This window comes from Brevibacterium sp. CSND-B09 (genome assembly GCF_052906525.1).
The window spans coordinates 662,939-683,534 of sequence record NZ_JBREGI010000001.1 but is presented as its reverse complement, the minus strand read 5'-3'; the positions used below and the strand labels follow the sequence as shown (position 1 = coordinate 683,534).

Genomic DNA, 20,596 nt, shown 5'->3' with positions numbered 1-20,596 from the left:
TGTGGGATTCGACTGGAGTTTCCGATAGTTGGGACTTCTGACGTTGTGCAGGCAGTGGAATGAGGGCTCAGGGCATAGGCTGAAGCCATGAGTTTTCTGCAGTTCCTCCACGAACGGGGCATCGTCGAGCGCCCCGGATCCGGAAGCCGCCCACTGGTGATCGCGCACCGCGGCTATTCGGCTGTTGTGCCCGAGAACAGTCTCGCCGCTGTCGACGCCGCGCGTGCCCTGGGTGTCGACTTCATTGAGGTCGACACCTCGACCAGCGCCGACGGTGTCCCTGTCATCCTCCACGATCCGGATCTGGACCGAACCACGAATCGCAGAGGTCCCGTCGTCAATCTCACCGCAGAAGAGCTGTCGTTCGTCGACGCCGGCTCGTGGATGGGTCCGGGATTTCAACGGAGTGCGCATCCCGACCCTGTCGGCCGTGATGAGGGATATCCAGCACCGAGGCGGCGAACTCCTCCTCGAGCTCAAGGGCGAGTGGTCGTCGGGTGCGGTGGCGAGGATCTCGGAGCTGGTGGTGGAGACCGGCATCGCCGACCGGATGATCGTCCAGTCGTTCAACATCGAGACGCTGGAGACCTGTCGGGACATGCTGCCGATGGTGGCTCGCTTCCTTCTGCGCATGGTGCCCAAGCCTGAAGACATCGAGATCGCTCGCGAACTCGGTGCGGTGGCGATCAATCCCTCGTACAAGGGATTCTCGATGCGCAAATCGGTCGTCACCGAGATCATGGACAACGACCTCGGTGTCTTCGTCTGGACTGCCGACGAGATGAACGAATGGCGGGAACTCCTCGGTGCCGAGGTCGATGGGATCATCACGAACCACCCAGGTCGACTGCAGGGATTCCTCGCAGGGCGATTCGACCCGGTGAAATAGACATCTTCGCTGGTGACAGTGATGCGGGGCAGGGCCCGGTGGGAGTTTTCGCCTCCGGCTCCAGGGCGTGTGAGTGACGTCACTGATATCCGATTTGCCCAGAGCGAGCGAACCCGTGTAAATTCTTACCTGTTGCCCCGATAGCTCAGTCGGCAGAGCATCTCCATGGTAAGGAGAAGGTCAAGGGTTCGATTCCCTTTCGGGGCTCTCGTGCCGCCTAGAATGCGGTGCTGGGGCGGGGTAGCTCAGCTGGTTAGAGCGCACGACTCATAATCGTGAGGTCGGGGGATCGAGTCCCCCTCCCGCTACCGATCAACTCCCTCATCAGGATGACGAATCCGATGGGGGAGTTTCTGTATTCGGGAACTCCCCGAGACGGTATTGCGCGACTCCTTCCGGCCGTGCCAGTCTTGCCGAGTGAAGCACACAATGACTCCCGATTTCACCAGCGAATCCCACGCACTTGCCGATGACCTGCGCGAACTGCGCCGCGACCTGCACCGGGACCCCGAAATAGGACTCGATCTGCCGAAGACCCAACGTCGGATCCTCGACGCTTTGGAAGGTCTGCCGCTTGAGATCACGCTCGGTCAGGAGCTCAGCTCGATCGTAGCCGTCCTGCGCGGAGCGCTCCCCGGCCCGACGGTGCTCCTGCGCGGGGATATGGACGCTCTGCCCGTCGACGAGGCGACCGGACTCGACTTCGCGTCGACGAATGGGAACATGCATGCCTGCGGGCATGATCTCCACGTTTCAGGACTCGTCGGAGCCGCGAAGCTGCTGTCCGCTCATCAGTCCGAGTTGAAAGGCACGGTGGCCTTCATGTTCCAGCCCGGCGAGGAGGGGATGGGCGGGGCGAAGATCATGCTCGAAGAAGGAATGTTCGACACCATCGGCCAGAAGCCCGATGCGGCTTACGCGATCCATGTGGCACCGGGGGTGCCGGGAACCTTCGTGACCAGACCGGGCACGATCATGGCAGGGGCGAATACTCTGCACGTGACGATGCACGGCAGCGGAGGCCACAGCTCGCGACCGGAGGATGCTGTCGACCCGGTGCGTCCGATTCTCGAACTCGGACAGGCGCTGCAAACGATGGTCACCGGATCATTCAGCGTGTTCGATCCCATCGTCGCCCAGGTGACGCAGTTGGAAGCGGGGGAGGCCGTCAATGTCATCCCCGCCTCGGCGAAGCTCGGAGCCTCTGTGCGCACGCTCTCCCTCGAGTCGACGCGAAGGTTCCCCGAGCGCGCCACACAGTTGGCGGAGTCGATTGCGGCCGCACACGGGTGCACGGCCGAGGTGGTGTGGACCGAGCAGTATCCCGTCACGGTCAACGACGGCGCCGAAGCCGACTTCGCTCTGAGAGTTCTGGCCGATCGTTTCGGTGCCGAGCGGGCGGTGCAGGTGCCGGACCCGCTCATGGGTTCCGAGGACTTCTCCTTCGTGCTCGAGCAGGTGCCCGGTGCTTTCATGTTCTTCTTCGTGACGCCCGAAGGCATCGATCCGGGGTCGGCGGCAACGAACCACTCGCCGGAAGTCCAGTTCGACGATGCGCACCTGCCCGACCAGGCTGCGGCGCTCGCAACCCTGGCCTGGGAGCGGTCACTGCGCGGATGATCGGGTCGGTTCCGCCTCATCGGTCGAGCCTGTGGGAAAGCCGGAATCCTCAGGTTTCGGAGTCGACCGGAGCGCAGTGACGATCATCGCGATGAATAGGATCAGTCCGATGAGCACCGCGAGGCCGAGGAGGATGAGAAGAATGATTCCGATTGAGAGGGTCATTTCACTCCTTCGCTGTGTAACAGCTTGATGCGATCAACACCGCCGACGATACTGCGCTTGGGACTGCCCTTCCATGGGGATATCCCGAAGAATTCGTTCTGTGCCACTGCCGGTCGCAGCTCGCAAGGGTGATCGGGCGTGCTCAGCGGTGTCAGCACGGCACCAAGCGCCGCCTCGGCGATGAATCATTCATCTGTCTTCCACGGACCCGGGGTATGGTCTTCACGCGATTCGGCGCCTACTCTCGAAGTGACTGTTCGACCGACGTGGGAGATCGACGATGATCAGCACAGAACTGTCCGATTGGCTCCTCGACTCGGACCCGGCCCTGCGCTGGCAGGTCGAACGTGACCTGCTCGGAGCAGAGGAGACGACCTGGCAGGAGACCCGCGCACGCGTGGAACACGAAGGCTTCGGCGCAGAGCTGCTGGCCTATCAAGACCCGGACGGACAATGGGCAGGCGGGGCCTTCTTCCCCTCCGACTTCGCATTCGACGACGAGGGATCACAGCCGTGGACTGCGACGACGTGGGCTCTGAAGGACCTGCGCGAGTGGGGACTGACCTCCTCGGCGTTGGAGGGAACGGCAGAGAAACTCGAATCCGCACGTTGGGAATACGAGAACCTGCCCTACTGGGGCGGTGAAGTCGACGTCTGCATCAATTCCTGGACGCTGTCGAACGGCCTGTGGCTCGGCGCCGATGTCGACGGCATCGTCGACTGGTTCCTGGGCCACCAGCAGCCCGACGGCGGATGGAACTGCGAATGGGTCGAAGGCTCGAAGGTCTCGTCGTTCCACTCCACCCTCAACGCCCTCGTCGCGCTGCTCGACTATCAGCTGGCTACGCGCGACGCCGCCCGTGTGCAGGAGGCCCGAGCCAGGGGAGAGGAGTACCTGCTGTCGCGGGACCTGTTCCGCACGCGCAGCACCGGTGATCCTTTCGACGGCCGTGCCCTCGCTCTCTTCCACCCCCGACGCTGGTTCTACGGAATCCTGCCCGCACTCGACTACTTCCGCGAAGCGACGAGCGCGGACGGAAGCGCCCCTGACCCGCGAATGGAAGAGGCAATCGGGAAGGTCCGAGCCAGACGCTCCGACGACGGCACCTGGACTCAGGACCACCGCCTTGACGGCGACGTCTGGTTCCACGTCGACGCTCCGGTCGGCGAACCCTCGAAATGGGTGACCCTGCAAGCCCAGCGAGTCCTCGACTGGTGGGACGGAACACAAACCGACTGAGCATCCACAGCCGCGGCCCAGAAACGCCACAGTCCCACGCCAGAGCCGGTCACCACGATGGTGTCATCACACATCATCGAAGGAAGGACAGCTCATGGCTCGCGTACCCGAACCGGACCAGACCCCCAACGGACCCGCCTACGAAGGCAGGCTCCTCGACCGTCCCGACGAGGAGGTCGTCGACCAAGGCGCCTCCTTCGACATCCGCACCCTCTTCAGCCGACGAGGAGTACTCGGGCTCGTCGGCGCCGGCGTCGGCACCATGGCCCTGGCCGCCTGCACCTCCGGGGCCGCGGGATCGACGAAATCGAGTTCGAGCGGCAGCGGATCGGTCACCGAGATCCCCGACGAAACGGCCGGTCCGTATCCGGCGGACGGATCGAACGGACCGGACATCCTCGAAGACTCCGGAATCGTGCGTTCGGACATCCGCTCGAACATCGACGGGACCGACACCGTCGACGGTGTGCCCCTGACATTCACCCTCAAGGTCACCGATATGGCCGGTGACAATGCTCCATTCGAAGGCGCAGCCGTCTACGCCTGGCACTGCGACGCTCAGGGCCGTTACTCGATGTACTCCGACGGCGTCGAAGACGCGACCTGGCTGCGCGGCGTCCAGGTCGCCGACTCAGCAGGAGAAGTCACCTTCACCTCCGTCTTCCCCGGCTGCTACTCCGGTCGTTGGACCCACATCCACTTCGAGGTCTACCCGGACGTCGATTCGATCACCGATGCCGAGAACGCCATCGCCACCTCGCAGATGGCCCTGCCCGAAGACGCCTGCAACGCAGTCTTCGCCCTCGAGACCTACGACGGATCGGCGAAGAACCTCTCTGCCATCTCCCTCGACGACGACAACGTCTTCGGTGACGACGGAGGAGAGCACCAGCTCGCCACGATCAGCGGCGACACGGACTCCGGATACACCGCCACGCTCGATGTTCCCGTCGACACCGACACCGAACCGACCGGCGGCGCAGCCCCGGGAGGCGGCGGTGAAGGACAAGCTCCACCCGACGGCGCCCCCGAAAAGCCCTGACAACTCCGAGAAAGGCTCACCATCATGCTGCACAACCTCACGGGCTGGCACGCCCTCGTCATCCTCGCCATCATCATCCTCGTCTTCGGCGCAGCCAAGCTGCCTGCACTCGCCAAGAGCCTCGGGCAGTCTGTGCGCATCCTCAAGGACGAATCATCCGACTCACGGGCGGGTGATGAGACGGAACCCCACTCATGAGCACCGCCGCGGAGAAGATGCCGCTGTCCGCGCACCTTCGGGAGGCGCGGACACGGGCGGTGCGCGCGGCGGTGGCGCTGCTCATCGGCACGGTCATCGGATATCTCACCTCGGATTTCGTGATGGACGTCCTCCGGGCCCCGATCACCGAGCTCGCCGAGTCCCGCAGCGCTTCGCTCAACTACGACAGCGTCACCGGCGCCTTCGACCTTCAGCTGCGCATCGCCGTGTACTCCGGGATCGTCCTCTCCAGCCCGGTGTGGCTGGGAGAGATCTTCGGATTCCTCACCCCGGGACTGACGGCGAAGGAGAAGAAGGTGACGTTCGGCTTCCTCGGTGCCGCAGTACCCCTCTTCGTCGCCGGCTGCCTCACCGGCCTTTACGTCTTCCCCCGGATGGTCGCAGTGCTCACTTCGTTCGCCGCGAGCGAGGACAGCACCATCCTGCAGGCGTCCTACTATTTCGACTTCGTGTTCAAGATCGTCATCGCCACCGGCGTCTCCTTCGTCCTCCCGGTCTTCCTCGTCGTCCTCAACTTCATCGGCCTGCTCCCTGCACGATCGATCGCGAAGGCCTGGCGAGCCGCCATCGTGGCCATCGTGATCTTCGCCGCACTGATCACCCCGGCCGCCGACGTGCTCTCCATGTTCTTAGTCGCGGCCCCGATGGCGCTGCTCTTCCTCGCTGCGCTCGTCATCGCGTGCATCCACGACCGGACCCGAGGCTACGGCCGGATGGTCGGTGATCCGCACGTGGAGGAGGAACGGTCCGGGCGAGTGCCGATCCCGCCAACGGAAAGGACTCGGACATGTTCGGCCTGAGTTTCGAGAAACTGATCATCGTCGGCATCTTCGCTGTGATCGTCATCGGCCCACAGCGGCTGCCCCACTACGCGCAGAAGCTCGGCGAGTTCGCCCGCCTGCTCCGTGCCCAGGTCGATACGGCGCGGACTCGGGCCGCCGAATCGATGGGCGCCGAGGACTGGAGAACTCTTGATCCGCGACAGTACGATCCGCGCCGGATCATCCGAGAGGCGCTGGACGAACCGGGCAGCGCCCGGAGCTCGGAGACTGCTGCCCCGGGTTCGACTGAGCATTCCGAACGTGCCCCGGGCGGGAACACTCGATCCCTCGCCGAGGCGGCCGGCAGCGTTGTCATCACCGGTTCGTCCGGACATCCGCGGAGACGATTCGTCGCCCGCACGGCCGAAGGTCGTACGGGCGACGATGAGCGTGCAGTCGCAACCTCAGGAACCGATCGATGACCAGGGGAGGGGCCGCCCCGGTGATCAGTCCTTGAAGTCGAAGTCTTCCTTGTCGATGCCGGGGAACATGAGTTCGTACTTGATCATCTGATCCTTGTGATCGACGATCTTCACGGTGCCGAAGTACTTCTTCCTGCCTTTGTACGCGTCCTTGTCCTTGACGGTGACCTGGCACGATTTGAAGCCGTACCACTCGCGGAGCTCCATATCGGAATCGCACTTGGCTTCTTTGACCTTCCAATCGAGCTTGTTCTCGAACAGGTCGATGAGGTCGGCCTCGATCGACGAGGCGGGCACGATGCCGTTGCCCTTCTTGTCGATCTTCATCCCGTCGTCGCTGGCCCAGTTCGTCGTCTTCGCAGCATCGGCGAACGGATCGGTCGATTTCGTGTCGGTCGGCTCCGCCTCGGCGGGTTCGGATCCCGGGGCCTCGGCCTCTTTCGATTCGACAGCACCTCCGCCGAATCCGCCTTCTTCGGTCTGCGGGGCCTCGGACTTCTGATCCTCGGCGGGCTTGTCCCCTCCGGAGCCTCCGCAGGCGGTCAGGGACAAGGCGAGAACGGTTCCAGCGGTGGCCGTCAGCAGGCGGGGCATCCAGGTGGACCGGCGAATCGGGGTCATCGTGTTTCTCCTTCGCACTCAGGCGATCACAAACGTTGTCGATACACCACGATTCTGCCACGGCCGGTTGCCGCGAACCCCGGTTCGGTGTGCGGATCCGGCGACACCTGTGGCGATTCGGGCACATCCGCACCGGGAGATGGCCCCGGGTCCGGTGGCGGGAGGGAGCCGGGTCCGGCCTGCTCCACGGCGATCGGCTCCGGCTACTCCGCGGCAGGGGAGTTGACGGCCTTCGCGAGAGCCTCGAATGCGCGGATCGTCGGGAACAGCTTCGTCGCATCCTGCGGCAGCCCCCAGCTCGAGAGCTTGACGCCGAGGACGTTGGCACCCGGGTTCATATAGATCATCTGCCCGTGGATGCCGAGGGCGAGGAACGCATGAGAATCGGGGAACGGGAACCAGAACTGGTTGTGATACGCCCCGCCCGGCATCCGATTGTCTCCGGGCCCATCGGCGAACGCCTGACGCACATCCTCGGAGGTGGTCAGCGTATCGCCGATCCACGTCGTCGGCGCCACCTGCTGTCCGGTCAGCGACTGCCCGCGGTTGGTGTAGACGTAGCCGAATCGGGCGAGATCGCGCAGAGTGGTGTTGATTCCGCCGTCGAACATCCCGACCCCGTACTGGTCGGTGGCGATGATCGCGTCCTGTTCGGCGCCGATCCGAGACCACAGCACCCGCGACATGAGCGACTGCATACTCTCACCGGCGATCTTCTCGCACACCCATCCGAGCACATCGGTCTCGCACGACCGGTATTCGAAGACCCCGCCGTGCTCGGACTTCGCCTCCAGGGTGGTGAGGAACTCGTACATGCCGATGCCCGGGTTCTCCCGCTTCGCCTCGGACCAGCCGATCGACTCTTCGATCTGCCGGACCTCGGACTTCGGGTCGAGGTAGTCCTCGGAGAAGCGGATGCCCGACCGCATATCGAGGACATGGCGCACGGTCGCCCCCGCATAGCCGGACTCGGCGAGTTCGGGCACATAATCGGTGACGAGGCGGTTAGGGTCGAGGTCACCCGAACCGGCGAGCACCCCGGCGACAGTGCCGACGAGCGATTTGGACACCGACATGAGCAGATGCTCGGTCGACGCGGTCATCTCCCCGAAGTACTCCTCGGTGAGCACGGTCCCGTTGTGCATGAGCATCCAGGCATCCGTGTCGGTGGATTCGATGACGCTGCGGACGCTGCGGGCCTCCGAGTACTCCGTCGCGGGAACCTCGACCTCGCCGAGATCCTGTGGATCGGCGGGCAGGTCGGCCACAGGACCGGTGCCGCGGGAGATCGGCGTCGTGGGAAGGACCCGTGCGACGTTCTGGAACGACCAGCGCACATTGTCGGGATCCTGCCAGTTGTCCCGGTCGATTCCGGCCGCCGGATCGACGGGAGCCGATGGGGTCACGGGCTGGTCCGGTGACGGTTCGATCACTCTTCACCTCTGATTCTCGCATCGGTCTGTCCGCGGAACGGCTCCGCGGACGGCAGCTGAGAGCCGCCTCGGGTCGTGTTGAGATTATCACCGAGGCGGCTCCGCGCTTCGCGTATATCTGCCCTTCGCGTACAAGGGGGCGGCGCCGGGCTCAGTCGCCTTTGGCTCCGGGTCCGCCGAGGGCCGGCGACGGATCGTCGGCGACGACCGGAACTCCGGCGTACATCGCCCTGATCGAATCGATGAAGTGCTTGGCCCGGATGCTCAGCGCATCGGGTCCGCCGACGTTCGTCTGCAGCGGATTCTTCGTCACCAGGACTCCGAGGTCCGCGCCCTTCCACCGGTAGTCCCCGGCCCCGAAGATACGCAGGAAGAACACCTCGCTGCCGTTCTGCAGGGGGTGCCAGTCGAGTGCCGCACGTTTGTACGTCAGCGTCCCGTACTGGTCGAGATAGTACTGACCGGTCAGCGGGGAATGCGTGATGTACTCGGTGATCGGAGCCGTCTCCTTGATGATCATCTGGCTCCACTCGTCGGCGCCGGAGAGTTCCTCCCACCGCTCATTGATCTCGGTGACATCGAGATCGAATTCGACGTCGAGGTATTCGAGCAGGTGGAACAGGAACAGGGGCACATCGGCATAGGCGCCTGCCGTGACGTTCGTGATCGCCGAGGCCCCGGAGATGCGCGGATTGAGCTCACCGAGGTAGCAGTCGTCGTTGTCGAGATCGACGAGGACATCGACTTCGAAGAACCCGCGATAGCCGCGTTTGCGCAGGCCTTCGCCCATCTTGCGCACGAGCTCACGGGTCTGCGCCCGCTGCTCTGCGTTGAGGACATCGGGTTTCATCTCGTTGCCGCACCAGCCACCCTTGTACGGGGTGAGCTCGGCGAAGCCGGCCAGCTCTGTCAGATACGGACCGACGACGACACCGCTGGAGGTGATGACCGCCTCGACGGCGACCGGAGTGTTGTTGATCCGCTTCATCACCTTCAGCTGCTCGCCGATGATGTCGTCCTTGTGCGCCTCCCAGCCCGAGGCATCGGAGATGAAGAACGTCGTCTTCCCGGAATCGCCATACGGAGTCTGCACGACGAGATCCGTGCCCAGCCCCGCCTCGGCGGCCCGCTCATTGAGCTCTTCATAGGTGTCGGCGGTGGTCAGCACGTTCGGGACGGAGAACGCACCGGCCTCATTGCCGAGTTTCGTCGTCTCGATCTTCGAATCGAGCTGATTGCGCAGGGCTGCCGACGGCAGGATGAGGTCGTAGCCGAGCTCTCGGCAGATCCGCTCGGTCTCCTCGTCGAAGAAGACCATCGCGACCTTGACCCGCTCACCATGGGGGACGTTGCGCGTCATATGGGCGCGCACCTCGGCGTTGAGCAGCAGCCAGTTGTTGATCGCCTCACCTGATTCGAACTCGACATAGGGCTTGTAGCGCGGGGAGAAGACACGCGGATGTCCGCCGTCCCAGCCGTCGTAGTAGGTGATGTACGAGAAGTTGCGCACCCACCGGTCGAGACCGAGCAGGTTGAACGGAGTGGCTCCGACGAAGAAGATCGGGGTCTGATTCGTGCGGAAGAAGTGCCGGACCTCGGAGACGTTGCGCAGCGGTCGACGCAGCTGAACTCTGTCGGCTTCTTTGCCGGCGTAGGCGGCGTCGGTGGCCACCGCCACTTCGACCTGCGGCGGGTCGACGTCGGCGGGTGCCGGTGCCGGATCAGAACCGCCGGCTGCTGGTGCAGGCGCAGCGGGGGCGCCGGGGCCAGGTGTGTGCGGTGAGGGGACCGCGACTGCGTCTTTGACTCGTGCGCCGGGCGTCACCGTCTGTGCCTCGGGACTCTTCGGGTCAGCGCTGGGGGATTCGTTCGTCATCGCACTACTCCTTACCAAATGTGATGTGGACAACATATACCAGTTTCGAAGCCATGAGCCCGATGGTGCAGCAATTGTGTGAACCGGATACGAACGCGCGATCAATTCTTCGCCGGTGAGCCTCATCCTGAGGCCGTGCTTTAGGCTGGTGTCGATACCGACCCCAGTGGAAGAGAGAGCGCATATGCCGGTGAATACGGAGAAGCAGGGGGCCACGTTCTCCCTGCCTCAGCCCTATGAGGTCTCCAGGGAGGCGATCGCGGAATTCGCGCTCGCCACCGGAGCGAAGGCCGATTACCATTTCGACGCCGAGGCGGCCACCGCGCTGGGCTACCGCGACGTCGTCGCCCCGACCACCTTCGCCGTGATCATCGCGCAGAAATCGGAAGCCGCCTATATCTCCGACCCGGAATCGGGCATCGACTTCTCGAAGGTCGTCCACGGCTCCGAACAGTTCTCGTTCAACCGTCCCATCGTCGCAGGTGACTCCCTGTCCGCCGTCACTCACGTCGACGGAGTCCGGGCCGCCGGCAGCAACGCCATGATCACCACCCGCACCGAGATCACCGATGTCGCGGAGCAGCCCGTCGTCACCGTGACCTCGACCATCGTCGTGAGAGGAGACGGAGAATGAGCGCCATCGACTTCTCCACACTGACCATCGGAGACACCGTCGTGGAATCGGAGATCCCACTGTCGCGTGCCTCCCTCGTCGACTATGCCGCAGCCTCGGGCGATCACAATCCGATCCACTGGAACGAACGTTTTGCCCGCGAAGTCGGCCTCGACGATGTCATCGCCCACGGGATGCTCTCGATGGCGGCGGTCATCGCTCCGGTGGCCGAATGGCTCGGCGACCCGGGTGCGATCGTCGACTACCGGACCCGCTTCTCCGCCCCCGTCGTCGTCCCCGATGCCGATTCCGGATCACCGGCCACCCCGACGACCTCGCTCAAGCTCACCGCCACCGTCGGCGCCGTCGACCCTGCCGTCGGCACGGCCCGCATCGACATCTCCGTGAAGTCCGGCGAGGCAGATGTCCTCAGCCGCACGCAGGTTCGGATCTCGGCGTGACCGAAGCCCACCCGCAGGAACTCTCCGGCTTCACCACCTTCCGCCTCGGCGGACCGGCCCCGCAGGTCACGGTTGCGAACACCCGAGACGAACTGCTCGATTTCTGCGCCGCCCACCCGCTCGAACTCAACGGTCAGGAACGGTCCCGCGTCTTGTTCATCGGCGGCGGATCGAATCTGCTCATCGCCGATGCCGGATTCGACGGTGCGGTCTGCGTGGTCCGAACCACCGGAGTGGAGACGACCCAGACCACGACGACCGACACCCGGGTCACCGCCGAGGCGGGGGAGGACTGGGACGCCTTCGTCGCCCACACCCTCGACCTGGGGCTGTCCGGGCTCGAAGCACTGTCCGGGATCCCCGGGTCGGTCGGTGCGACCCCGATCCAGAACGTCGGCGCCTACGGCACGGAGGTCGGCGAGCTCATCTCCTCCGTCGAGGTCTTCGACCGGGTGTCCGGTCAGATCCGCCACCTCACCGCAGTCGAACTCGAATTCGGCTACCGCACCTCGGCGCTCAAGCGCGCCCAGATCGCAGCCGGAACCCCGCAGTACGTCGTGCTCTCGGTGACCTTCGACCTCCAGCGCAGCGACGAGTCGCTGCCCGTGCGCTACGCCCAGCTCGCCTCGACCCTCGACGTCGAGATCGGCAGCCGCGTCCCGGCCCTACGAGTGCGCGAGAACGTAATCGCGCTGCGCCGATCGAAGGGCATGGTCCTCGACCCAGCCGATCACGACTCCTGGTCGGCGGGATCCTTCTTCACGAACCCCATCGTCGAGAACGCCGAGATCCTGCCCGCCGAAGCTCCTCGCTACCCGGTGACCGACCCGCTCAGCGGAGCGAAGATCGAAGGGAAGACGAAGACCTCAGCGGCCTGGCTGATCGAGCATGCGGGGTTCTCCAAGGGCTTCAGCCTCGGTGCGGGACTGGCTTCGCTGTCGACTAAGCACACCCTGGCGCTGACGAATCGGGGACACGCGAGCACGGCCGATGTGATCGATCTCGCGTCGACCGTCGTCGCCGGCGTCGAGGACGCCTTCGGCATCACCCTCGAACCCGAACCGACCTTCATCGGCTGCTCCATCGACGACGGGAAACGTCCTTAGACTGGTGGCCGTGTCATCACGACGGAGAATCACCGCACTCGTCATCACCCTGACTGCGGTTGCGCTTGTGACCCTGCCCTGGGCGCTGTTCACCTCGCGCGCCGATCTCACCTTCGGCCCGCATGAGGCGCAGTACCGGATCACCGCGGATTCCCGACTCACCGTCGACTTCGGCCCCCTGGGCAGACTGCTCGTCCCCACCGAGGATGTCATCCCTCTCGGACTGGGACTGCACGTCGACATCGGAGAGATCCCCGTATCGGGTGATTCCGGTGACGACGAGCGACCTGCGGCCGATCCCGCGGAGGTGGCGGACCCCGGCGGGGGAAGCGTCGACGCCCTCGGCGGCGACATCGCCTCCTATGCCTCGCTGTTCTCGGCCCCGCAGGCGCAGATCGACCAGGTCATCGACGGACTCAGCCAGGAGATCCTCACGCGATGGGCGCTGGCAGTGTGCATCATCACCGGGGGACTCGTCGGTCTGGCCCTCTTCCTCGGGCCCGCCCGGGTCGACACCATCATCCGCGCCTTCGTCGGCAAGGAACTCCTCGGCATCGGACTGGTGCTCGTGCTCGTCCTCACCGGACTGGGCACCGTCGTTCTCAATCGCCCGAAGCCGATCGCGGCCGATCCGGCGTTCGAGGGCACGCCACTGGCCGGATCCCAGGTCACGGGCCGCCTCGGCGGCATCATCGACACCGCATTCGGTGCGGTGCAGGACTTCGCCGACGACAACGACGCCTTCTACGACGAGGTACTCGCAGCCCTGCGGGCGCAATGGAACGACCGCCCGATCACCGGGAACTGGACCGATCGGGGACTCGTCCCGACTGCCGGAGTCGGCGCACCCGCTGCCGACGGCGGCGAGGGCGAAGGGCAGAAGGGTGTGTCCACGTTCGTCTACGGCTCCGATATCCACTGCAATATCGGAATGGCCCGCGTCGTCGGTGCGGTGGCGGAGATGAGTCGGGCCGATGCCTATATCGACGGCGGAGACATCTCCATGACGGGCACCTCGGCCGAGAACTACTGCCTCGACGTCGTCGACGACGAATTGCCGGAGAAGCTGCCGCGCATGTTCGTCAAAGGCAACCACGATTCCATGGAAACGACGCGGCACGCGAGGGCGCGCGGGTGGAACGTGCTCGAGGACTCCAGCGCAGAGATGGCCGGGGTGACCTTCTTCGGTGCCGCCGACCCGCGCCGGACCGTGTTCGGGTCCGGTCCGCAGCTGGAGACCGACCTCACCGCCGACCAGTACGCGCAGCGGCTGCGCGACGAAGCCTGCCGGGCCGATTTCGACATCATGCTCATCCACGATCCCGCCGTCGGCGGACCGAGCCTGCGCTCGGGCTGCGCCGACTACGCTCTCAGCGGACACTGGCACCGACGGGTCGGACCGGAGAACTTCGGTTCGGGAACCCGCTACGTCAGCTCGACGACCGGGGGCGCACTGGCGAACGCCCTGACACCGGGACCGCTGAAGATGAACGCGGAACTGAGCATCATCCGCGTCGACAATGAGACGAAGCGCCCCATCGACGTGCAGATCATCACCGTCACACCCGACAGACAGGTGCAGATCGACCCCTGGGTGAGATTCCCCGAACCCAGGCCCCTCGTGGGCCAGCCGCCTGTCGATGAGCCGGTGGGTGAGTGAGCGTCGACACGTTCGAGACTTTGCTTCGGCACTCGGTTCGACGAATAACGGTCGAGCACGGTATGCTCGTTTCTCGTGGTCGGACACCACAGGGATCGACACGATCGCTCAAGTCCGATCAGAGGGGTGTGGCGCAATTGGTAGCGCAACGGTCTCCAAAACCGTAGGTTGCAGGTTCGAGTCCTGTCACCCCTGCGCAGTTGACTCTGCCGAAGTCTCATCGGCCAGGCGCCGTCCTCGACCGGCACGAACAATTGTGAAGCCAAACGAAACCGACCGAGTGAGGATGTGTGAGCGACACACCGGCAAAGCAGACTGGCAGCGCACCCAACAGTGCCTCCGGTCCAAAGAAGCTCGGATTCTTCGGACGAATCCTGCAGTTCTTCCGCGAAGTGGTGGCAGAGCTCAAGAAGGTCGTCACTCCGACCCGGAAGCAGCTGCTCAACTACACGCTCGTCGTGCTGGGCTTCATCCTGTTCATGATGCTTCTCGTCACGGGCCTCGACCTGGTCTTCGGCAAGCTCGTCGGCTGGGTGTTCGGCGGAACTCCGCTGTGGCCCCTGTGGTGATACGGCCTCAGCCGTGAACCACCCCAAGCTCAAACTTCACTCCCTACCGGGAATCACAAAACGCGAAGCGAGGAATTGATCGGTGTCGGAAACCAACTCACCTGAGCAGGAGACCCCTGAGACCCAGGACGTCACTCCCGAGGAGTCGGGTGCCGCAGTGGTGCCCGAAACCGAAGAGGCGGCCATCGACGCCGAGGCGACCGCCACCGTCGAGTCCGCTGACGCTGACTCCGCAGAAGTTGCTGACTCCGCTGACGCGGCCGATTCGGCTGACGAAGCCGACGGCGAGCAGGACGATGCTGCCGAAGACGTCGCCGCCGCCGACGAGGTCGACCCGGCCGAAGAATTCAAGGCCGAGCTGCGCATGCAGGAGGGTGACTGGTACGTCATCCACTCCTACGCAGGCTACGAGAACCGCGTCAAGCAGAACCTCGAGAACCGCACCGTCAGCCTCAACCTCGAAGAGTTCATCTTCGAGTCGCAGGTGCCGATGGAAGACGTTGTCGAGATCAAGAACGGACAGCGCAAGCAGGTCCGTCGTGTGCGCATCCCCGGATACGTGCTCGTACGCATGGAACTGACCGACGAGTCGTGGGGCGCCGTCCGCCACACTCCGGGTGTCACCGGGTTCGTGGGCAACGCCTACGACCCGACTCCGCTGTCGATCGACGAGGTCTTCTCGATGCTCGCCCCGATCTTCGAAGAGCGCCAGGCCGAAGCCGCCGCTGCCGAAGGCCCCGCCGCCGAGGCTGCTGCGAAGTCCGCGCCCATCACCGAGGTGGAGTTCGAGGTCGGCGAGTCCGTGCTCGTCAAGGAGGGCTCCTTCGAGGGCCACCCCGCGACGATCCAGGAGATCCGTCCGGAATCGCAGAAGCTCACCGTGCTGCTGTCGATCTTCGAACGCGATGTTCCCGTCGAACTCGGCTTCGACCAGGTCTCGAAGCTCTGATCGCCGCATAGTTTCACTGATCGCCTCGACGCGATCGTGACCGAAGGGGCCCGGAATTCTCCGGGCCCCTTCGGCGTTCCCGCGTTCACTGGTTCGGCCGCCTCGGCGAGGGGACTGTGTCGTTGGGGAAGGGATTGTGCCGATCAAGGCGGAGCGCAGTTGTCGAACCGTCTACGGGGCGATACCCGGGCCCGCGCTTGAACGACGGCGCCGAGGTGGCTGCGCCGAGGTGGTCTCATCAGCCGACGACGCTGTCCCGCCTCGGCGAGGGAATGATCGGGTGATGCCCCTCACGAGCATTTGCCCGCAGGCGGGCGCGCATGGAATACTGGTGTGGTTTGATTGCGGCCCTTATCGGAAGGCCGCTGTCGAACGATGTGCTGTATATGTCTGGCACATCGAAACCTCAAGATTAAGGACCGTACATGCCTCCCAAGAAAAAGGTAGCCGGCCTCGTCAAGCTCCAGATTCAGGCAGGTGCCGCTAACCCGGCTCCTCCGATCGGTCCGGCGCTTGCCCAGCACGGCGTCAACATCATGGAATTCTGCAAGGCCTACAACGCCGCCACAGAATCCCAGCGCGGAAACATCGTTCCCGTCGAGATCACCGTGTACGAAGATCGTTCGTTCGACTTCGTGCTCAAGACCCCGCCGGCAGCCGAGCTGATCAAGAAGGCCGCCGGAGTGAAGTCGGGTTCGGCTACTCCGCACACCGTCAAGGTCGCTCACCTGAGCGCCGACCAGGTGCGCGAGATCGCCACCACGAAGATGCCCGACCTGAACGCCAACACCCTGGATCAGGCCGACCGCATCGTCGCCGGAACCGCGCGTTCCATGGGCATCACCACCGACATCGAGGTCTGAGACCTCACCCCACACAGTGGCAGGGCCCACGCAGCCCACACCACGACTGCAAGGAGTAAAGCAGATGGCAAAGCGTTCGAAGGCCTATCAGGCCGCGGCTGAGAAGATCGCCGCAGATGTGAACTACGAACCGGCTCAGGCGATCGCCCTGGCCAAAGAGACCAACGTGGCGAAGTACGACGCCACGGTCGAGGTCGCTCTCCGCCTGGGTGTTGACCCCCGCAAGGCGGATCAGATGGTGCGCGGCACCGTCAACCTTCCGCATGGTACCGGTAAGACCGCTCGGGTCCTGGTGTTCGCTGCCGGCGACCGTGCAGAAGCTGCCCGTGAAGCAGGTGCTGACTACGTCGGCTCCGATGACCTGCTGGAGAAGGTGGCCGGAGGGTTCACCGACTTCGATGCCGCTGTTGCGACCCCCGACATGATGGGCAAGGTCGGTCGTCTCGGTAAGGTGCTGGGTCCCCGCGGCCTGATGCCGAACCCGAAGACCGGCACCGTGACCATGGATGTCGCCAAGGCCGTCAACGACATCAAGGGCGGAAAGATCGAATTCCGCGTCGACAAGCACTCGAACCTGCACTTCATCATCGGAAAGGTCTCCTTCTCCGAGGAAGCTCTGCAGGAGAACTTCGATGCTGCGATCGAAGAGATCCTGCGTCTGAAGCCGTCCTCCTCGAAGGGCCGCTACATCAGCAAGGCCACGATCACGACCTCGAACGGCCCAGCCGTTCCGGTCGACCACTCGGGTCTGCGCATCTGATCTGATCGATGCACCGGCAGAGGGCGGGAAGCGATTCGTTCGCTTCCCGCCCTCTTCCTTCCCAATTACTACCTGACGGCGGCCCAGCAACCTCGCGCGAGGTTGCTGGGCCGCCGTCAGGTAGTTCGGGGAGTGGACGGGCTCTTGTCCGCGGGCGGGTTCGCGATTAGATTATGAGCAGTTGAGGCTCTCTTCCGACACCCGCCGATGGAGGTGGACCGTCCGCCATGGATTCGACGCTGCTGCTCGAAGACACCTATCAGCGTGCCGTTCGCCGCGCACATGAGCGTCTGGCCGGGCCATCGGATCCTCTCCTCCCTGCACCATCGTCGGAGCCTGGTGTGCGCGCCTCGGTGTTGGAATCCTGGGACCGGTCTCTTGCCCGGTTGCGCGACCCCGACAGCGTGGAGGTCCAAGTCCCGTTCGAAGCCGATCGCCTCGCCGAGGTGCGCCGGCGCCATCCTTTCCACGCGATCATGCCGCTGCTGCGATCCCACCTCATCGAACCCGCCAAGGATGCCGGTCTGCTCGCCGCCCTCGGCGACGAACAGGGGCGATTGCTCTGGGTCGAGGGGGAGCGAGGCGTCCGGAACCGCGCCGAAGCCATGGGATTCGTCTCCGGCTCGGACTGGTCCGAAGAGGTCATGGGCACTTCCGCCCCGGCGCTGGCCCTGCGCTCGGGCCGTCCGGTGCAGGTCAGCCGCGCCGAGCATTTCGCCCCCGACGTCCATTCCTGGAGCTGCAGCGCGGTCCCCGTCACCCACCCTCTGACCGGGCAGGTCATCGGCATCATCGATGTCACTGGGGGAGACGACGCCGTGTCCTCCATCGTGCTGCCGCTGCTGTCCTCGACAGCCAAAGCCGCAGGTGCCCAGCTGTCCCAGCTCTTCACCCCGCAGCAGATGCACACCGACACCGAGGCGGCCGGAACCAGACTCACCGTGCTCGGTCCCAGCCCCGCCCTGGAAGGCCCGAACGGCACCCGGATCCCGCTGACCCGCAGGCACGCCGAGATCCTGCTTCTGCTGCACCGGTATCCCGACGGCATCAGCGGAGCCGGGCTGGTGGAGCGGCTGTGGACGGTCGGCGGCAGCGAAGTCACGGTCCGGGCGGAGATCAATCGTCTTCGCAGAACGATCGACAGCCTCGGCGATCTGCGCATCGACGCGCGCCCCTATCGACTTCGCGGGGACGTCGATTCGGATCTTGAGCGAACCGTTCAGGCGCTGGCCAACGGTGACGCGGATTCGGCCCTCGAACAGTTCATCGGAACCGTCCTGCCGGACTCCGATGCTCCGGGAGTGCGGGAGATCGGAGCGGAAGTCAACGCACTCATGCGCGAGACCCTGCTGCAGGACGGAACCTGGCAGCAGTTGTGGCGGTTTGCAGATCTCCCGGACTTCCGTGACGACGTCGAAGTCCTCATGACCGTGCTGCGTCTGGCCCCGCCCGAGGCTGCCGAACGCAACGCCGCGGTCGTGCGTCTGGAGGCGCTGGGTCTCTGAATTCGGCGAACCCATCGCGGTTCGGCGTGCGGGACGGTTCGACCGCCTCGGCGATATGATGCAACCCACATGCAACGTTGCGCTCGGTAGCGTCGTGGTCACACGGAGACAATCCGGTGGAATCAGACGCATCAAAGGAGTTGCAATGACTGTCTACGCACAGCCTGGTCAGGACGGGTCGCTCGTCACGTTCAAGTCCCGCTACGAGAACTTCATCGGCGGTCAGTGGGTGCCGCCGGTCAAGGGCAACTATTTCGAGAATCCCAGTCCGGTCACCGGCAAGACCTTCACGGAGGTCCCGGCCAGCACCGCCGAGGATATCGAACTCGCTCTCGACGCCGCGCACAAGGCGGCTCCGGCATGGGGCAAGACGGCGGTGGCCGAACGGGCCAACATCCTCAATCGGATCGCCGATCGCATCGAGGAGAACCTCGAGACGCTCGCCGTCGCCGAGACCTGGGACAACGGCAAGGCGATCCGCGAAACCCTCAACGCCGACCTGCCGCTGGCAGTCGACCACTTCCGCTACTTCGCCGGAGCGATCAGGGCGCAGGAGGGCGGACTCTCGCAGATCGACGAGGACACGGTGGCGTATCACTTCCACGAGCCGCTCGGCGTGGTCGGTCAGATCATTCCCTGGAACTTCCCGATCCTCATGGGCGTGTGGAAGATCGCTCCGGCGCTGGCCGCGGGCAATGCGATCGTGCTCAAGCCCGCCGAGCAGACTCCGGCGTCGATCCTCGTCCTCGTCGAACTCATCGCCGACCTGCTGCCCGAGGGCGTGCTCAACGTCGTCAACGGCTTCGGTCTCGAAGCCGGCAAGCCGCTGGCGTCGAACAAGCGGATCTCGAAGATCGCGTTCACCGGGGAGACGACGACCGGTCGCCTGATCATGCAGTACGCCTCGCAGAACATCATCCCGGTCACCCTCGAACTCGGCGGAAAGTCGCCGAACATCTTCTTCGAGGATGTTTTGGCCAAGGACGACTCGTACGCGGACAAGGCCCAGGAGGGCTTCACGATGTTCGCCCTCAACCAGGGTGAGGTCTGTACCTGCCCGTCGCGTGCGCTCATCCAGGAATCGATCGCCGATCCCTTCCTCGAGAAGGTCGTGGCCAGGACGAAGAAGATCGTCCAGGGCAACCCGCTCGACACGGACACGATGATGGGCGCCCAGGCCTCGAACGACCAGTTCGAGAAGATCATGTCCTACCTCGACATCGGCCGCCAGGAAGGCGCCGAGGTGCTCACCGGCGGCGCCAAGGCCGAGCTTGACGGAGATCTGGCCGGCGGATTCTACGTGCAGCCGACGATCTTCAAAGGCACGAACAAGATGCGCATCTTCCAGGAGGAGATCTTCGGGCCCGTCGTCTCGGTCGCGACGTTCTCCGACTACGCCGACGCGTTGGCCACGGCCAACGACACGCTCTACGGCCTCGGAGCCGGAGTCTGGTCCCGTGACGGCAACACTGCCTACCGGGCCGGTCGTGAGATCCAAGCCGGGCGTGTGTGGGTGAACAACTACCACGCCTACCCGGCCCATGCGGCCTTCGGTGGGTACAAGGCTTCGGGCATCGGACGCGAGAACCACAAGATGATGCTCGACCACTACCAGCAGACGAAGAACCTGCTGGTCAGCTACTCGGAGAACGCCCAAGGCTTCTTCTGACCCGAATTGCTACCCGACGGCGGCGCAGCAACCTCGCGCCAGGTAGCTGGGCCGCCGTCGGGTAGTTCTTCCATCTCAAGTTCAAACCCCGCA

Annotated in this window: 21 protein-coding genes, 3 tRNA genes and 1 pseudogene; 21 read left to right on the top strand and 4 right to left on the bottom strand. The window is 64.5% G+C overall.

Annotated features, from left to right (window positions below):
• Window positions 1-87: 87 nt before the first annotated feature.
• The 5 genes and pseudogenes from ACU4IU_RS03375 to ACU4IU_RS03355 form a co-directional block, all read left to right on the top strand.
• A pseudogene (locus tag ACU4IU_RS03375) lies at window positions 88-324 on the top strand (glycerophosphodiester phosphodiesterase); the annotation flags it as partial.
• Between the two features lie 82 nt (window positions 325-406).
• Window positions 407-889, top strand: a complete 483-nt coding sequence (locus tag ACU4IU_RS03370; protein ID WP_446657573.1) for a glycerophosphodiester phosphodiesterase — start codon at window positions 407-409, stop codon at window positions 887-889.
• 134 nt (window positions 890-1,023) lie between these two features.
• Window positions 1,024-1,096: transfer RNA gene (locus tag ACU4IU_RS03365), tRNA-Thr, on the top strand.
• A 27-nt stretch (window positions 1,097-1,123) separates the two neighbouring features.
• A tRNA-Met gene (locus ACU4IU_RS03360) sits at window positions 1,124-1,197 on the top strand.
• A gap of 121 nt (window positions 1,198-1,318) precedes the next feature.
• Window positions 1,319-2,509: a M20 metallopeptidase family protein gene (locus tag ACU4IU_RS03355; protein WP_139468737.1), complete on the top strand. Its 1,191-nt coding sequence runs from the start codon at window positions 1,319-1,321 to the stop codon at window positions 2,507-2,509.
• On the opposite strand, the gene ACU4IU_RS03350 is transcribed toward ACU4IU_RS03355, so the two are convergent.
• On the bottom strand, window positions 2,495-2,674 hold the full coding sequence (locus ACU4IU_RS03350; protein WP_139468583.1) for a hypothetical protein: 180 nt from the start codon (window positions 2,672-2,674) through the stop codon (window positions 2,495-2,497). The two genes, ACU4IU_RS03355 and ACU4IU_RS03350, sit on opposite strands and share 15 nt — an antisense overlap.
• A gap of 280 nt (window positions 2,675-2,954) precedes the next feature.
• Here ACU4IU_RS03350 and ACU4IU_RS03345 point away from each other — a divergent pair, with 280 nt between their 5' ends.
• The 5 genes from ACU4IU_RS03345 to ACU4IU_RS03325 all read left to right on the top strand — a co-directional run bounded on the left by ACU4IU_RS03345 (window position 2,955) and on the right by ACU4IU_RS03325 (window position 6,418).
• On the top strand, window positions 2,955-3,914 hold the full coding sequence (locus ACU4IU_RS03345; protein WP_139468582.1) for a squalene cyclase: 960 nt from the start codon (window positions 2,955-2,957) through the stop codon (window positions 3,912-3,914).
• 94 nt (window positions 3,915-4,008) lie between these two features.
• Entirely contained in the window at window positions 4,009-4,956 is a 948-nt protein-coding gene (locus tag ACU4IU_RS03340; protein ID WP_139468581.1) for an intradiol ring-cleavage dioxygenase, read from the top strand.
• A 24-nt stretch (window positions 4,957-4,980) separates the two neighbouring features.
• Window positions 4,981-5,154 (top strand): twin-arginine translocase TatA/TatE family subunit, encoded by a 174-nt coding sequence (locus tag ACU4IU_RS03335; protein WP_139468580.1) that lies wholly within the window; start codon window positions 4,981-4,983, stop codon window positions 5,152-5,154.
• Window positions 5,151-5,975: a twin-arginine translocase subunit TatC gene (gene tatC, locus ACU4IU_RS03330; RefSeq protein WP_248283959.1), complete on the top strand. Its 825-nt coding sequence runs from the start codon at window positions 5,151-5,153 to the stop codon at window positions 5,973-5,975. Before ACU4IU_RS03335 ends, tatC begins: the two co-directional genes overlap by 4 nt.
• Window positions 5,963-6,418, top strand: coding sequence for a twin-arginine translocase TatA/TatE family subunit (locus ACU4IU_RS03325; RefSeq protein WP_139468579.1), 456 nt, complete (start codon window positions 5,963-5,965; stop codon window positions 6,416-6,418). The genes tatC and ACU4IU_RS03325 overlap by 13 nt, the downstream gene beginning before the upstream one ends.
• A gap of 24 nt (window positions 6,419-6,442) precedes the next feature.
• Here the strand turns inward: ACU4IU_RS03325 and ACU4IU_RS03320 are convergent, their stop codons facing one another.
• The 3 genes from ACU4IU_RS03320 to ACU4IU_RS03310 all read right to left on the bottom strand — a co-directional run bounded on the left by ACU4IU_RS03320 (window position 6,443) and on the right by ACU4IU_RS03310 (window position 10,348).
• Window positions 6,443-7,039 carry a hypothetical protein gene (locus tag ACU4IU_RS03320; protein WP_139468578.1) on the bottom strand — a complete coding sequence of 199 codons (597 nt, stop codon included), beginning with the start codon at window positions 7,037-7,039 and terminating at the stop codon, window positions 6,443-6,445.
• A 203-nt stretch (window positions 7,040-7,242) separates the two neighbouring features.
• Window positions 7,243-8,472, bottom strand: a complete 1,230-nt coding sequence (locus tag ACU4IU_RS03315; protein ID WP_446655875.1) for a serine hydrolase domain-containing protein — start codon at window positions 8,470-8,472, stop codon at window positions 7,243-7,245.
• Between the two features lie 151 nt (window positions 8,473-8,623).
• Window positions 8,624-10,348: a biotin carboxylase gene (locus ACU4IU_RS03310; protein ID WP_258041904.1), complete on the bottom strand. Its 1,725-nt coding sequence runs from the start codon at window positions 10,346-10,348 to the stop codon at window positions 8,624-8,626.
• A 184-nt stretch (window positions 10,349-10,532) separates the two neighbouring features.
• On the opposite strand from ACU4IU_RS03310, the gene ACU4IU_RS03305 reads away from it, so the two are divergent.
• The 11 genes from ACU4IU_RS03305 (at window position 10,533) to exaC (ending at window position 20,503) form a co-directional block, all read left to right on the top strand.
• Complete coding sequence (locus tag ACU4IU_RS03305) at window positions 10,533-10,982, top strand: FAS1-like dehydratase domain-containing protein (protein WP_139468577.1); 450 nt, start codon at window positions 10,533-10,535, stop codon at window positions 10,980-10,982.
• Complete coding sequence (locus tag ACU4IU_RS03300) at window positions 10,979-11,422, top strand: MaoC/PaaZ C-terminal domain-containing protein (RefSeq protein WP_139907283.1); 444 nt, start codon at window positions 10,979-10,981, stop codon at window positions 11,420-11,422. Before ACU4IU_RS03305 ends, ACU4IU_RS03300 begins: the two co-directional genes overlap by 4 nt.
• On the top strand, window positions 11,419-12,528 hold the full coding sequence (locus ACU4IU_RS03295; RefSeq protein WP_446655874.1) for a UDP-N-acetylmuramate dehydrogenase: 1,110 nt from the start codon (window positions 11,419-11,421) through the stop codon (window positions 12,526-12,528). The genes ACU4IU_RS03300 and ACU4IU_RS03295 overlap by 4 nt, the downstream gene beginning before the upstream one ends.
• 10 nt (window positions 12,529-12,538) lie before the next feature.
• Window positions 12,539-14,188, top strand: a complete 1,650-nt coding sequence (locus tag ACU4IU_RS03290; protein WP_446655873.1) for a metallophosphoesterase family protein — start codon at window positions 12,539-12,541, stop codon at window positions 14,186-14,188.
• A 122-nt stretch (window positions 14,189-14,310) separates the two neighbouring features.
• Window positions 14,311-14,383, top strand: a tRNA-Trp gene (locus ACU4IU_RS03285).
• Window positions 14,384-14,478: 95 nt separating this feature from the next.
• The gene (gene secE / locus ACU4IU_RS03280; protein WP_101547325.1) at window positions 14,479-14,757 is read left to right on the top strand and encodes a preprotein translocase subunit SecE; all 279 of its coding nucleotides are present in this window, start codon (window positions 14,479-14,481) and stop codon (window positions 14,755-14,757) included.
• Between the two features lie 82 nt (window positions 14,758-14,839).
• Window positions 14,840-15,706, top strand: a complete 867-nt coding sequence (gene nusG / locus ACU4IU_RS03275; RefSeq protein WP_446655872.1) for a transcription termination/antitermination protein NusG — start codon at window positions 14,840-14,842, stop codon at window positions 15,704-15,706.
• Window positions 15,707-16,131: 425 nt separating this feature from the next.
• The gene (rplK, locus tag ACU4IU_RS03270) at window positions 16,132-16,569 is read left to right on the top strand and encodes a 50S ribosomal protein L11 (RefSeq protein ID WP_025776636.1); all 438 of its coding nucleotides are present in this window, start codon (window positions 16,132-16,134) and stop codon (window positions 16,567-16,569) included.
• 64 nt (window positions 16,570-16,633) lie between these two features.
• Window positions 16,634-17,329 (top strand): 50S ribosomal protein L1, encoded by a 696-nt coding sequence (rplA, locus tag ACU4IU_RS03265; protein WP_101555448.1) that lies wholly within the window; start codon window positions 16,634-16,636, stop codon window positions 17,327-17,329.
• A 227-nt stretch (window positions 17,330-17,556) separates the two neighbouring features.
• A complete protein-coding gene (locus ACU4IU_RS03260) occupies window positions 17,557-18,834 on the top strand; it encodes a helix-turn-helix domain-containing protein (RefSeq protein ID WP_139907286.1) in 1,278 nt (425 codons plus the stop codon).
• Window positions 18,835-18,979: 145 nt separating this feature from the next.
• Window positions 18,980-20,503, top strand: a complete 1,524-nt coding sequence (gene exaC / locus ACU4IU_RS03255) for an acetaldehyde dehydrogenase ExaC (protein WP_172173627.1) — start codon at window positions 18,980-18,982, stop codon at window positions 20,501-20,503.
• Window positions 20,504-20,596: the final 93 nt, after the last annotated feature.